The organism is Vandammella animalimorsus, from assembly GCF_002285285.1.
In the GTDB taxonomy this organism is placed as follows: Bacteria; Pseudomonadota; Gammaproteobacteria; order Burkholderiales; family Burkholderiaceae_C; genus Lampropedia; species Lampropedia animalimorsus.
Genome location: NZ_NSJF01000006.1, coordinates 175,060 through 188,393, shown reverse-complemented (window position 1 = coordinate 188,393; position 13,334 = coordinate 175,060). Strand labels below are relative to the sequence as shown.

At 59.3% G+C, this 13,334-nt stretch carries 9 protein-coding genes; 1 reads left to right on the top strand and 8 read right to left on the bottom strand.

Annotated features, from left to right (window positions below; translation table 11 throughout):
• Positions 1-7: 7 nt before the first annotated feature.
• On the top strand, positions 8-1,561 hold the full coding sequence (locus tag CK620_RS14355; RefSeq protein WP_238946120.1) for an ATP-binding protein: 1,554 nt from the start codon (positions 8-10) through the stop codon (positions 1,559-1,561).
• A 213-nt stretch (positions 1,562-1,774) separates the two neighbouring features.
• Here CK620_RS14355 and CK620_RS11835 read toward each other — a convergent pair whose 3' ends face one another.
• The 8 genes from CK620_RS11835 to CK620_RS11800 form a co-directional block, all read right to left on the bottom strand.
• Positions 1,775-4,681: a type I restriction endonuclease subunit R gene (locus CK620_RS11835; protein ID WP_238946119.1), complete on the bottom strand. Its 2,907-nt coding sequence runs from the start codon at positions 4,679-4,681 to the stop codon at positions 1,775-1,777.
• Entirely contained in the window at positions 4,678-5,307 is a 630-nt protein-coding gene (locus CK620_RS11830; RefSeq protein ID WP_095550458.1) for a retron system putative HNH endonuclease, read from the bottom strand. The genes CK620_RS11835 and CK620_RS11830 overlap by 4 nt, the downstream gene beginning before the upstream one ends.
• Positions 5,307-6,515 (bottom strand): AAA family ATPase, encoded by a 1,209-nt coding sequence (locus tag CK620_RS11825; protein ID WP_095550457.1) that lies wholly within the window; start codon positions 6,513-6,515, stop codon positions 5,307-5,309. The genes CK620_RS11830 and CK620_RS11825 overlap by 1 nt, the downstream gene beginning before the upstream one ends.
• Positions 6,512-7,780, bottom strand: a complete 1,269-nt coding sequence (locus CK620_RS11820; RefSeq protein ID WP_095550456.1) for a restriction endonuclease subunit S — start codon at positions 7,778-7,780, stop codon at positions 6,512-6,514. The genes CK620_RS11825 and CK620_RS11820 overlap by 4 nt, the downstream gene beginning before the upstream one ends.
• On the bottom strand, positions 7,777-9,906 hold the full coding sequence (locus tag CK620_RS11815) for a type I restriction-modification system subunit M (RefSeq protein ID WP_095550455.1): 2,130 nt from the start codon (positions 9,904-9,906) through the stop codon (positions 7,777-7,779). Before CK620_RS11815 ends, CK620_RS11820 begins: the two co-directional genes overlap by 4 nt.
• Positions 9,907-10,361: 455 nt before the next feature.
• Positions 10,362-10,478, bottom strand: coding sequence for a cytochrome bd-I oxidase subunit CydX (gene cydX, locus CK620_RS11810; protein ID WP_095543705.1), 117 nt, complete (start codon positions 10,476-10,478; stop codon positions 10,362-10,364).
• Positions 10,479-10,547: 69 nt separating this feature from the next.
• Complete coding sequence (gene cydB, locus CK620_RS11805; protein WP_095550454.1) at positions 10,548-11,705, bottom strand: cytochrome d ubiquinol oxidase subunit II; 1,158 nt, start codon at positions 11,703-11,705, stop codon at positions 10,548-10,550.
• Positions 11,702-13,318, bottom strand: a complete 1,617-nt coding sequence (locus tag CK620_RS11800) for a cytochrome ubiquinol oxidase subunit I (protein WP_095550453.1) — start codon at positions 13,316-13,318, stop codon at positions 11,702-11,704. The genes cydB and CK620_RS11800 overlap by 4 nt, the downstream gene beginning before the upstream one ends.
• Positions 13,319-13,334: the final 16 nt, after the last annotated feature.

Sequence of the window (13,334 nt, the reverse complement as noted above, 5' to 3'; positions counted from 1 at the left end):
CCCGCTAATGCGCTGGTGGTCCTTTTTCTGGGTGCAACTGGCCGCCGCGCTGGCGCTGCTGTGGCTGAGCGGTCAGGGCTGGCTGGCGCTGCTGGGCGCCTGGTGCGCCGCCTGGCTGTGGTGGCTGTGGCAGGCCTGGCAGCAAGCGCGGCTGCTGCGCTGGCTGCGCCGCGATGGCCTGCCAGCCGAGTCGCCCGCGCCGTCAGCCGAGCAGCCAGCGCCGCGCCTGTTTGGCATCTGGGCCGAGCTGCAGTACTTCTGGCGCAAGCGCCAGCAACAGCACCAGAGCAGCCAGGCCCAATTGCAGGGCAACCTGCAAGAGCTGCGCCAGGCCATCCAGGCAACGCCCAATGGCGTGATGTTGCTCGATGCGCAATGGGCCATCGAATGGTTGGATGGCCAGGCCTGTGCGCACTTCGGCCTCGACGCGCACAAAGACCTAGGGCAAAACCTGCTGACCCTGGTGCGCGACCCCGAATTTGCCAGCTACTGCACCGTGGGCGACTTCCGCGAACGCCTGCACATGGACGGGCGTAGCCTGGACGCGCACGGCCTGCCCGGGCGCAGCAGACTGGCCGTGCAAATCTTCCCCTACGGCGAGGGCAAGCGCCTGCTGCTGTCGCAAGACGAAACCCATGTGCAACACAACGAAGCCATGCGGCGCGACTTCATCGCCAACGTCTCGCACGAAATCCGCACCCCGCTGACCATCTTCGCCGGTTACGTCGAAACCCTGCAAACCCTGCCACTGACGCCCGAGCAGTGCATGCACTACTACGGCCGCATGCGCCAACAGACCCAGCGCATGCAAGTGCTGGTGGAGGACTTGCTGACCCTCTCGCGCCTGGAAGGCAGCCCGCTGCCCAGCCTGGGCGAATTCATCGAAGTGCAAACCATGCTGCTGCGCTGCCGCGACGAGGCGCTGGCCCTCTCGGCCTCGCTGGCGGCGCTGCCAGCAGGCGCTGGCACTGGCGCTGCGGCAGCGTCGGCCACATCGACTGCGGCATCGACTGCCACATCGAACACCGGCGGCCAGCCCCAGCACCGCATCACACTGCACTACGCCGACGACAGCCAGGGCCTGCAACTGGACTTTGCGCCAGCCCAGCCCAGCCCGGCATGGCCAGAACAGCCCGGCCGCATTGCCGGGGCCGACAAGGAAATCCACAGCGCCTTCTCCAACCTGATCGCCAACGCCGTGCGCTACACCCCGGCCGGCGGGCGCATCGACCTGCACTGGCGCTGGCTGGCCGACGGCAGCGCCCGCTTTACCGTGCAAGACAGCGGCCCAGGCATCGCCGCCGAACACCTGCCGCGCCTGACCGAGCGCTTCTACCGCATCGACCGCAGCCGCTCACGCGGAACTGGTGGCACCGGGCTGGGGCTTGCCATCGTCAAACACGTCGTGCAGCGCCACGGTGGCCAGCTCCACATCCAGAGCACCCCCGGCAGCGGCTCACAGTTCACCATCGAACTGCCCGCCGCCCGCCTGCAAACCCCGGCAGCCCTGGCCGAACAAGAACAGCAACGCACCCAACGCGAGCGCCTGCTGGAGCGCTGAATGCGCACTTAGACGGTAAGGGAAAACCAGGATTTATCGTTTTTAGTGTCCCTGATCTTTTGATGATGGGCCTTCCAAAAAGGAGAGCTTGCTTGCTCTAAGAAGCGGGTCGCTTCATCCCAGAGAACCGCTCATAAACCTGGCCGCCCAGCCACTTGGAAACCAGCTCCTGCATGTCCGGCTTGCTCATGTAGTCGCTGAACAATTCTTCATTCAACTCCATGCGCTCAATGAAGAGCGATTCCAACACCTGGGGAAAACGAGCTGAAATTTGTCCAGCGGGTTGACTTCGGCGGCTTTTTGCAGGGTTTCGTTCTGGCTGGCGGCCTCGGCAATCTGGTCGAAAAACAATTGGTCGGCCTCATTGAGTTCGCCGCCGAAGCGCTCGTTGATGATGTCGATCAAACGCGAGAGCGGTACCTGTTCTTCGCGCACCATGCCCGAGCCTACTTCGCGCGGGCCGTCCAGCGGTTTGGCATCGCCTTCGTTCAGGCTGATTGAGCCTTCGCTGATTTTTTGCAGGCGGTAGTAATCGAGTTCGACTTCTTCATCAAACTGGTAGCCCGGTCCGCTTGTGCGCTTGGGCAGTTTCAGCGCCAGATGCCGCAGGTAGGTGAACAGTTTTTCCAGGTCGCTGTCCTGATAGGGAATGACCTGGCTCAAAAAGCTGTACAGGTTGCGAAAGGCTTGCAGTTTGCCGCGCCATAGTTCGGCCTCTTCTTCTGCGCTTTCCTGCAACTGCCGGAAACGCGCCGTAGCCAGGTCAATCAGGGCATTCATGGCCCTATGGTCGCCGGGGCTTTGGCGGCGTTTGGGGGCGAAGAACACGCGCGCAAATTCGGCCACTTCGGTTTGCAGATAAATGCCCGAGGCATCCAGCTCGGCCTTGATTTCATAAAGCCGGTCGGGGTCAACCGCCTCACCCATCACCGCGCCTTCGTAATACTGGCGGAAGGCTTCCTGAATATCGGCAGGGTCGTTGGCAAAATCCAGCACGAAGGTATCTTCCTTGAGCGGGTGGGTGCGGTTGAGGCGCGAGAGCGTCTGCACCGCCTGAATCCCGGCCAGGCGCTTGTCCACATACAGAGTGTGCAACTGCGGCTGGTCAAAACCGGTCTGGTATTTTTCCGCCACCAGCAGCACGCGGAAATCCGGCTTGGCGAAGGTGTCGGGCAGGTCTTTTTCCTTCAGCCCGCCGTTCATTTCGACTTCGGTGTATTGCTTTTGCGGGATTTTGTCGTCATCCACCGCGCCGGAAAACGCCACCAGGCTTTTGATGGCATAGCCTTTTTCGCGGATATAGCGGTCGAACTCCTGCTTGTAGCGCACCGCTTCCAGCCGCGAGCCGGTCACCACCATGGCCTTGGCGCGCCCGCCGATTTTGTGGCGGGTGAATTGCTGGAAATGCTCCACCATCACTTCGGTTTTCTGGCCGATATTGTGCGGATGCAGGCGCAGGAAACGCGCCAGCGCCTTGGCCGCCTTTTTGCGCTCGACATTGGGGTCGTCCTCGGCATTTTTGATCAGCTTGTAATAGGTCTTGTAGCTGACATAGTGCTTGAGCACGTCTTCGATAAAGCCCTCTTCAATGGCCTGGCGCATGGTGTAGCGGTGGAAGGGCTCGCCGCCGCGCCCGAATATCGCCAGCGTTTTGTGCTTGGGGGTGGCGGTAAAGGCAAAAAAGCTGATATTAGGCTGGCGGCCGCGCTGGGCCATGCTGCGAAACAGCCGCTCCAGCTCGGCCTCGCCCTCTTCCTCGGCCATGATTTGTGCCTGCTGGCGCAGCGCCGCGCCGCCCAGCACGCCTTTGAGCTCCGTCACGGTCTCGCCCGATTGCGAGCTGTGGGCTTCATCCACGATGACCGCGTATTTGCGCGTGGGCAGGTGGCTGCCCGCCTCGCCGCGCGCTTCATTAAGGCGCGCCAGTTGCTCGGACACAAACGGGAATTTTTGCAGCGTGGTGATGATGATGGGCACGCCGGCTTCCAGCGCCTCGGCCAATTGGCGCGAATCCTCGTCGATTTTCTGCACCACGCCCTGACGGTGCTCGAACTGGTAAATGGTGTTTTGCAACTGGCGATCCAGCACCACGCGGTCGGTAATCACCACCACGCTGTCAAACACCCGCTCATCCCGGGCGTTGTGCAGGCTGGAGAGCCGGTGCGCCAGCCAGGCGATGGTGTTGCTTTTGCCGCTGCCTGCCGAGTGCTCAATCAAATAGTTATGCCCCACCCCTTCGCGGGCGGCCGCTGCCACCATCTGCCGCACCGCCTGCCACTGGTGATAACGCGGGAAAATCAGGCTTTCCTTGCGCAGCTTTTTGCCATCGTCGCCGGTTTTTTCTTCGACATGCAAATGCAAAAAACGCGCCAGCAAATCCAGCAGGCTGTCGCGTTGCAAGACCTCTTCCCACAAATAGGCGGTTTTGTAATTGCGCCCGGCGCTGTCGGGCGGGTTGCCCGCGCCGCCGTCAAAACCACGGTTAAACGGCAGAAAGCGCGTGGCGCTGCCTGCCAGACAGGTGGTCATATGCGCTTCTTCGGTATCCAGCGCAAAATGCACCAGCGCGCGTTTGGAAAACACAAAAATCGGCTCGCGCGGATCGCGGTCGTGGCGGTATTGGCGCATGGCATCGGCCACCGTCTGCCCGCTCAAGGGGTTTTTCAGCTCCAGCGTCACCACCGGAATACCGTTGAGCGACAACACCACATCCAGCGACTGTTCCGACTTGGGGCTGAAGCGCAATTGCCGCGTCAACCCCAGGCGGTTGGCCTGATAATGCGCCTCCAGCGCCGGATTCAAGCCATGCGCCGGGCGGAAATAGGCCATATGCAAGGTGCGGCCATAGCATTTAAAACCGTGGCGCAAGGTCGCCAACGCGCCATGCGTATCCAGCCATTTGCACAGCGACTCCAGCACCCGCGCGCCGGTTTGCTCGCCATGCACAGCCGCTAGCTTGTCCCAGGTCGCGCCCTGCGTCGCGCGGATAAAGGCCAGCGCCTCTTCCGGAAAAATCGCCCGTTCACGGTCAAAACCCCTGGCCGCAAGCTGCGTATAACCACCGGCCAGCAGCGATGCCTCAATGGCAGATTCGAAAGCGGCTTCAGAGGTGGGTTTCATGAGGTAGCCCTCGCTTGTTTTTTTCTTAACCAGTAAACAACAACTTGTGCAAACTCAGGCAACTCTCCGGGCTGACTGCCATCCCAATTCGGTAGCTCACGCACTGGGTTAATGCGGCTGCCGCGTTGAAGCCTTTGCTGAAATGCTTCAAGCACTGCTTTTCGATTTGCAACCAATATCCCCTGATTAAGGTTCAGCACATCATTAATTTGCTGATCAATATTTGCATTATCTGCCATGATTATGCCATTCCCCAAAAATTTAATCCTGTTCTCAATAGGTTGCGCAGGATCGCATACGCTAAAGCAAAGATCGTTATTACCTTTGCGGGTATCGCAGTGCTGGTTTTTAATAGGTTGCCCTTCATTACCCTTGCATGCACCATGCATGTTACTGAAGTCAAGCTGTCTTTCTGGATAATCGGATTGACATTGCCAGTGCTCTATTTTCATGCCATCAGAAGTGGCACGGATACGTGATTGACAGTAACAACACAAGCCACGCTGTTCAGCCACCAAAGCCTGCCGCAAAACATCTTTATCGGCATAGTTGTCATAACTTGCATCTGCCTGCTTTCTATGTTGGGTTAGGCTGCGAGGCTCGCTCCCTTTTTGAATAGTTCGCACTAATCCGCTCCTTCCAAAAAATGAATCAGCGAACTGGCACGAGTCAATTCAGGTTCATTTCCCCCGAGACTATCCTCCAATTTCTTAATAGCCTTGCGAGCCTCATCAAAATTCTCGTCGTCAATCAATCGAAAAAGGTTTTTTAGCTCTTCATCCATTTTTTGATTACGTATTCGCGCCCCCATGTGCTCCTGCAAAATTCGGTTGGCATCCAGACCAAAAGCTTCTGTAGGCGTGGTTACGCCAATCTTGCCGTCTTCCTGAATCGCAAGAAAACGAATACAACGCGCTTCCACTTCACCCAATACCAATGGGGAATGCGTTGTTACCACAAACTGGCAAGCCTTAAACGTGTCACACAAACGCTGCAGCACATCACGCTGCCACTTCGGATGCAAGTGCAATTCGATTTCGTCGATCAAAACCAGCGCTGTACCTTCGGCAATCGGGTCGTCGCTGTTCGGGTTGGCAATGGCCAAGCGCCGGGTAAGATCGAACACCAAAGCCAGCAGGCCTCGTTCACCATCGGAGAGCTGGTGCAGGTAAAAAGGCTGACCACGCTTGTCTACCAAAAAGCCAAGGCGCGGTTGCTCTTGGATGCGCAGATTGCTGAACTCAGGCATAAGGTCGCTGACCACGGCTCGCAGTGCATCCAGCACCTTGAGGCGATGCGGTTCATTGTCCGCGCCCAGCTTCTCCTGGGTACGGAACCAATGCATGAACTCGCGTAGCTCTACCTCGCGATCATGCAGAGCGCGGTCATAGGCAATGGACGGGGCAAAGGGCTTGGCTTCGGGCAAGTTACGCGGCTGACCGGGTAATTGGCGTTTGGGCGAAAAATACACTCCCAAGCATTCGGCTGTCGCTTTCTCCGGAGTTGCGCCTAACAGGTCAAACTTTTTTCTCGCTTTTACGTTCGCACTTTGCAAGTAGTCTGCGCAAATCTTTCTTCCATTAAAGTCCATGGAAGCGACTATCTGGACGTCATCACTGCCGATAAAAATATCATCTTTACTGAAGGATAAAGGCTGACTCGCTGCAATATTCATTCGTCGTTGTGCACGGCTGAGAATGACGCCAATAGCCTTGAGTAGAGTGGACTTACCTACGCCGTTAACGCCAGCAATCAGCGTTGCATCCGGCTCGAAAGAAATATTAAGCTGCTCAAAGCCGCCACAGTGCTTAAGGGAAAGGGATTCTAGTTTCATGCGTCCATCTCCTTAAGGGGTATTTTGCCGGTAACGGCGGCGGTGATCAGTGCGGAGCGGCGTTCTCGTAATAGTCCGATTGAAAGCGAAATTTCTGCTACCAATGTACCGGTCTGCTCAATAGCGCCTTCAATATATCGTGTGATTGCTGTTTGCTCTTCAATTGGAGGTACTGCCATGGGAAGCTCTTTCTGCTGCCCTTCTGTAAATGAAGGGATTGCACCAGGGTTCACAAATTCACCAAAATCGAGAATAGAAAGCCATGCGTGCGCCCACTCCGAAGTGACAAGACTAGGAATAAATGCAGACATGTTGTTGTCAATGCATGCTTCTCTTTGCAGTATTCGCCGCTTATTGAGCAGGAGTGCAGCCCCAATTTTTGCGTAAACAACAGCTCCTGATGGAAGCGCAGTTGCTGAGAGCTGGTGAGCCATTTCCCGGGAAACGGTATTATTGGATGTCGAAATCCAGTACTCGTTCCCTGGAAGGTTCATATCAGAAACCTTCAGGAATAGCAGTTCGAAGTTCTCATTTCCTTGATAATCTGGAGGAAATCCACTACCGCTCTCCACTCGTCCGATATACTTTAGTCTCCATATTTCCCAATGCGCGGGGATGTCGCCCAGCCATTCCTGGCCGGAGGGTTTGAGCGGGGTGTCGGGGTTGAGGCCGCGGGTGACCAGGCGGCTGATCAGGGCGCTGCGCTTTTCTTCCAGCAAGGCCAGCATGCGTTCTTTTTCGGCAATCAGGCGGTCGATGCGGGCGGTTTCGCGGTCGAGGTAGTTGGCAATCCGCCGTTGTGAATGTATATCCGGCAAGCTGATTTTGATCTCACCCAAATCAGATGCATTGATTGCCGGATAGCTGACCCCGGTGGAGCGGGTTTCAACTTCCCAAAGAAATTGACTTTCGCGAAGCGCGTACTTGCAAAACTTCGGATCAAGCAAATTCGATGGCCTTACTACTGCAAAGCCTGTTGAAACAATCAAATTCTCTGGTGGGTTCTCAATTGGCGCAATGGCCTGAAGATAAGTCCGAACCGTCGAAATAATGACATCCCCATCCCGAACAATACGGCGGGCACGGCTTGGTGCATCTTCATAGCGATAGTTCACTATGTCGTGGATTTGTCCTTGTGAGTCAACATTGCCAATATCTATATAAGCGATTTCATACTCAGGATCGGCTGATTCTGAAAGGGCTTCGTCGTTGATTGTTGCTACGTATTTCAGCCGTTGTGTTGTGAAAGGCGTGGTGACTGTCACTCCACCACCTCCCCCAGCAGCGCCATGATGCGTTTTTCCACTTCGGCCAGTTCGGCATCGATTTCGGCCAGCGGGCGCGGGGGCTGGTATTGGAAGAATACGCGGTTGAAGTTGATTTCATAGCCCACTTTGCCGATGCCGCCGTCTTGCTCGTCCACGGTTTCGCGGTCTATCCAGGCGTCGGGCACGTAGGGGCTGACTTCGCGCTGCATGTAGCTGACGATGTCTTCCTTGAGGGGGATGTTTTCGGCGTCTTTCAGCGCCGGGTCGGGTTCGTATTCGATAAAGCCGCGTTGGCCGTCGGGGTAGAGGCCCAGCAGGGCGTACAGAGCCTGGGTGGTGAAGTTTTCAGGCAGCTTTTGGCCGGGGAAAAACCGATTGCCGCCCAGCGGGTCGCTTTTGTGGTGTTTGGCGATCACCGGGGCGGCCTGGCCGTCCACGGTGGTAAAGCATTCGCGGAAGATTTTTTTCTGGGCGCTGCCTTTGGCGCCTTTGGCCCAGCCTTCCATGTGGGCGGGCAGGGTTTTGAAGATGCGTTGCACGCGCTCCCAAACGGTATTCCAGTCCAGCAGCGGTTCGCTGCCCAGTTCGTCCTGCACGGCTTGCAGGGCGTCGAACAGTTCCGGGCAGGTGTTGAGAAAGCGTTCGCGGGCGTCTTGGGTGATTTCAAAGCGCAGGCGCAATGGGCGCTGTACGCTGATGCGGCGGTAGCCGAAGTCGCGGTTGTCAAATACGCGGCTGGTGGGGCTGTTTTCCAGTGCGCCGTGTTCGCGGCTGATGTGGTCGATGGCGGCCTGATCCAGATAGCGGCGCTTGTCGCCCAGGCTGCGCTTCATGGGGGTGTAGCGTTCGCGGGCGTCGATGAGCTGGATTTTGCCTTTGCGGTGTTCGGCCTTGCGGTTGGTGACTACCCAGACAAAGGTGCCGATGCCGGTGTTGTAGAACATCTGCTCGGGCAAGGCGATGATGGCTTCGAGCTGGTCGCGCGCGATGATCCAGCGGCGGATTTCGCTTTCGCCGCTGCCGGCGCTGCCGGTGAACAGCGGCGAGCCGTTGAAGACGATGGCGGCGCGGGAGCCGGGTTTGTTGCGGTCGCCGGGTTTGTGGTCCTGAAACTTGCTCATCATGTAGAGCAGAAACAGCAGTGCGCCGTCGTTGATGCGCGGCAGTTTGCCGCTGTAGCCGAAAAAGTCGGGCCAGCGGTCGATGGTTTTCTTTTCGGCTTTCCAGTCCACGCCAAAGGGCGGGTTGGCGAGCAGGTAGTCGAAACGGTGTTTTGGAAAGGGGTCGCCGGTGAGGGTGTTGCCCAGCGCGATTTGCCCATCCTGATGGCCTTTGATGAGCAGGTCGGAGGCGGCCACGGCGTAGGCGCGCGCGTTGTAGTCCTGCCCGAAGACTTTGACCGTGGCTTGCTCGTTGTGGGCGCGAATCCAGTTTTGCGCTTCGGCCAGCATGCCGCCGGTGCCGCAGGCGGGATCGCAGATGGTGACGATGACGCCGGCCTGGGTGAGCACGCGGGTATCGGGCTCCAGCAGCAGGTTGACCATGAGCTGGATGACTTCGCGCGGGGTGAAGTGGTCGCCGGCGGTTTCGTTGGCGGCTTCGTTGAAGCGGCGGATCAGGTCTTCAAACACCAGGCCCATGGTGATGTTGTCCACGCGGGCGGGATGTAGGTCGATGTTGGCGAACTGGGAGACGACTTGATAAAGGCGGTTGGATTCTTCGAGTTTTTCGATTTCCTTGTCGAATTCGAAGTGTTCAAAAATCTTGCGGACGTTTTCTGAAAAGCCGTTGATGTAGTCGGCCAGGTGGCGGGCGATGTGATCCGGGTCGCCCTTGAGCTTTTGAAAGTCCAAGGGGCTGTGGTTGTGAAAGCCCAGCGGCTTGCCGTTCTCGTCCGAGGCAATCTGGTTGAGGATGGCATCGGTATTGGGGATTTTCTTGGCCTTGAGCTGCCCGTAACGCTTGAGCACGGCTTCCTTGCTGGGGGCAAGCACGGCATCGAAACGGCGCAGCACGGTCAGCGGCAGCATGACGCGCTCGTATTGCGGCGGGCGGTACGGGCCGCGCAAGAGGTCGGCGACCGACCAGATGAAGTTGGCGAGTTGCTGGAAGTGGGCGCTCATTGGGGCACGTTTGAATCCAAAAAATTTGCTTGTAAGACTTGGTTCCGTCCAAAGTACGGTCGATCGGGATTGTAGGAGCCGCGGGCATGGACAGGGGCAGCAGTGTGGATGGTGACAAGTGCAGTTCACTGTTATGAGCGCAGATCGGCGATTTGATTGGCCCAGAAGCGTCACTCTGCCTACTTTTGAGTCTCGCCCCTTCGATGCTTTTCGGTCTTTGTTAAAGCGGTTTTGATTCTCATGAAGACATTTCCTGCAAGTTCCGACTGTTCTCGTCACGCCTGCGAAGGAGGGTGTCCGGCTTCGCGTTTACTGTTCCCTTATGTTTGACAAGGGAGAGTGCAGTATTTGATGTGTTCAGGGGGGTGTAGATGAGGGGCTGGCGTCCTTTGTAAAAAAACCGCCGCACGGCTTGGGCCGTTGCGGCGGTTTGTTGTTGGGCTATGCCCAACGGTTTAACGCTGCGCTTGACGTTCGCGCGCGGCGTCGTCCATCAGCTCATACCACATGGCGTTGAGCACGGCCAGGGCGGCGGCCAGCGGCAGGCCCAGCATCCAGGCGAAGTACCACATCGTTGATTCCTTTCAAAACGGTTGATTCGTTCACAGGCCGGCCCCGGCGGGGCCGGCCTTGGGGTGTGCTTAATAAATGGCGTGGCCTTTTTCACTGTCCACGTCTGCGTTGCGCACCTTGCCGCGCATGACGGAGTACACCCAGCTGGTGTAGGCCAGCACGATGGGCAGGAAGATGAGGGTGACCACCAGCATGATGAACAGCGTCATGTGGCTGGAGGACGAATCCCACACCGTCAGGCTGGCGGCCAGATTGGAGCTGGAAGGCAGGATGAAGGGGAACATGGATACGCCCACGCTGAGGATGATGCCGGCGATGCCCACGCCGCTGGCCAGCAGGGCGAGGATTTCGCGCCGTGCGGCCAGCATCAGCGCGGCCAGCACGAAGCCGAGGATGCCCAGCGCCGGCACCAGCCACAGCACGGGGGCGGCGGCGTAGTTGGCAAACCAGGCGCCGCCATCGGCGACGACGGTTTTGTACAGCGGGTTGGATGGGCCGTTGACGACCACATCGCTGGTGATGCGGTAGCCCTCAACGCCCTTGGCCAGGTACAGGCCCAGCAGCGCAAACAGTGCGGCGCTGCCGATGGCGCAGGCGATGCCCCATTGGCGCACGCGCTGTTGTACGGGGCCTTCGGTCTTCAGTTGCAGCCAGGTGGCGCCGTGGCAGGTGAGCATGAGCACGGAGAGCACGCCAGCCAGCAGCGCGAAGGGGTTGAACAGCGCCCAGAAGGAGCCTTCGTAGTGGATTTGCATGTCCGGCTCGATGCGGAAGGGCACGCCCTGCAGCACGTTGCCCATGGCCACGCCGAACACCAGCGAAGGCACAAGGCCGCCGATGAACAGCATCCAGTCCCAGGTGTTGCGCCAGCGGCTGTCCTCGACCTTGCTGCGGAACTTGAAACCCACGGGGCGCAGGATGAGCGCGAACAGGATGGCGAACATGGCCAGGTAGAAGCCGGAGAAGGACACGGCATACAGCTGCGGCCAGGCGGCGAAGATGGCGCCGCCGGCCAGGATCAGCCAGACCTGGTTGCCTTCCCAAACAGGGCCGACGGTGTTGATGACCACGCGCCGCTCGGTGTCGGTCTTGGCCACGAAGGGCAGCAGGGTGCCGGTGCCCAGGTCGAAGCCGTCGGTGACGGCAAAGCCGACCAGGACCACGCCCAGCACCAGCCACCAGATGACGCGAAGGACTTCGTAGTTCAGTAGTTCATGCAAGATCATGCGGATTCTCCAGCGGCGCGGGGGGTAAAGGATGGGTTGGCGGTCAGGTGCGCGGGCAGCGGCAGGTCGCCGGGCAGGGCTTGCAGCTCACGCGCGTCGGGGCCTTTGCGGATGGCAGCGAGCATCAGCTTCATCTCGATGATGAGCAGCACGGTGTAGATGGCCACAAAGCCCAGCATGGTCAGCAGCACAGTCTTGGCGCCCAGGTTGGAGACGGCCACGGCCACCGGCAGCACGCCTTCGATGGCCCAGGGCTGGCGGCCGAACTCGGCCACGAACCAGCCGCACTCGGCGGCAATCCAGGGCAGCGGGATGGCCCACACGGCCAGCTTGAGCAGCCAGGGGTGCGCATCGAGGCGGCGGCGCGCCGAGAGCACGAAGAAGGTGGCCGTCAGCGCGATGAAGAAAAAGCCCAGGCCGACCATGATGCGGAAGGTCCAGAACAGCGGCGCGACCTGCGGCACGGTGTCCCAGGCGGCCTGTTCGATTTGCGCGGCGCTGGCCTGGCGCGGATCGTCCACATAGCGCTTGAGCAGCAGGGCGTAGCCCAGGCGGTCGCTGTGCGCCTCGAACTGCTCCATCAGCGCCTGCGGCGCTTGCTTGCCGTTGAGGGCGCGGATTTGCTCCAGCGCGTCATAGGCAACAAGGCCGCTGCGGATGTGTTGCTGCGCAGAGGCCACCAAATCCTTGATGCCGGGGATTTGCGTATCCAGGCTGCGCGTGCCGATCAGGCCCATGACCCAGGGGATGTGGATGGCGTAGTGCGTCTTGCGCGCCTCTTGGTCGGGCAGGCCCACCACGGTGAAGGAGGCGGGCGCGGGCTCGGTCTCCCACATGCCTTCGATGGCGGCCAGCTTCATGCTCTGGTGTTCGGAGGAGAGGTAGCCGCTCTCATCGCCCAGCACCACCACCGACAGCGAGCCAGCCAGGCCAAAGGCGGCGGCCACGGTCATCGAGCGCTTGGCCAGCTCCAGGTGCCGCCCCTTGAGCACGAACCAGGCGGCCACGCCCAGCACGAACACGGCCGCCACGGTGTAGCCGGCCGAGACGGTGTGCACGAACTTGGCCTGCGCCACCGGGTTGGTCACCACGTCAAAGAAGCTGTCCACCTCCATGCGCATGGTGTGCGGGTTGAGCTTGGCGCCCACGGGGAATTGCATCCAGCCGTTGGCCACCAAAATCCACAGCGCCGAGAGGTTGGTGCCGATGGCCATGGCCCAGGTCACCACCAGGTGCTTGACTTTGGACAGGCGCTCCCAACCGAAGAAGAACATGCCCACCAGCGTGGCCTCCAGGAAGAAGGCCATCAGCGCCTCGATGGCCAGCGGCGCGCCGAAGATGTCGCCCACGTAGTGGCTGTAGTAGCTCCAGTTCATGCCGAACTGGAACTCCATGACGATGCCGGTGGCCACGCCCATGGCGAAGTTGATGCCAAAGAGCACGCCCCAGAACTTGGTCATCTGGCGCCAGATGGGCCGGCGCGTCATGACGTACACCGTCTCCATGATGGCCAGCAGGATGGACAGCCCCAGCGTCAGGGGCACGAAGATGAAGTGGTACATGGCCGTCAGGGCAAATTGCAGCCGTGACAGACCAACTATGTCGAGATCCATGGGGGAGACCTTTCAG

Coding starts and splice junctions, on each gene's coding strand:
- CK620_RS14355 (WP_238946120.1), top strand. CDS start 8: ATGCGCTGGTGGTCCTTTTTCTGGGTGCAACTGGCCGCCGCGCTGGCG.
- CK620_RS11835 (WP_238946119.1), bottom strand. CDS start 4,681: ATGAAACCCACCTCTGAAGCCGCTTTCGAATCTGCCATTGAGGCATCG.
- CK620_RS11825 (WP_095550457.1), bottom strand. CDS start 6,515: ATGAAACTAGAATCCCTTTCCCTTAAGCACTGTGGCGGCTTTGAGCAG.
- CK620_RS11815 (WP_095550455.1), bottom strand. CDS start 9,906: ATGAGCGCCCACTTCCAGCAACTCGCCAACTTCATCTGGTCGGTCGCC.
- cydX (WP_095543705.1), bottom strand. CDS start 10,478: ATGTGGTACTTCGCCTGGATGCTGGGCCTGCCGCTGGCCGCCGCCCTG.
- cydB (WP_095550454.1), bottom strand. CDS start 11,705: ATGATCTTGCATGAACTACTGAACTACGAAGTCCTTCGCGTCATCTGG.
- CK620_RS11800 (WP_095550453.1), bottom strand. CDS start 13,318: ATGGATCTCGACATAGTTGGTCTGTCACGGCTGCAATTTGCCCTGACG.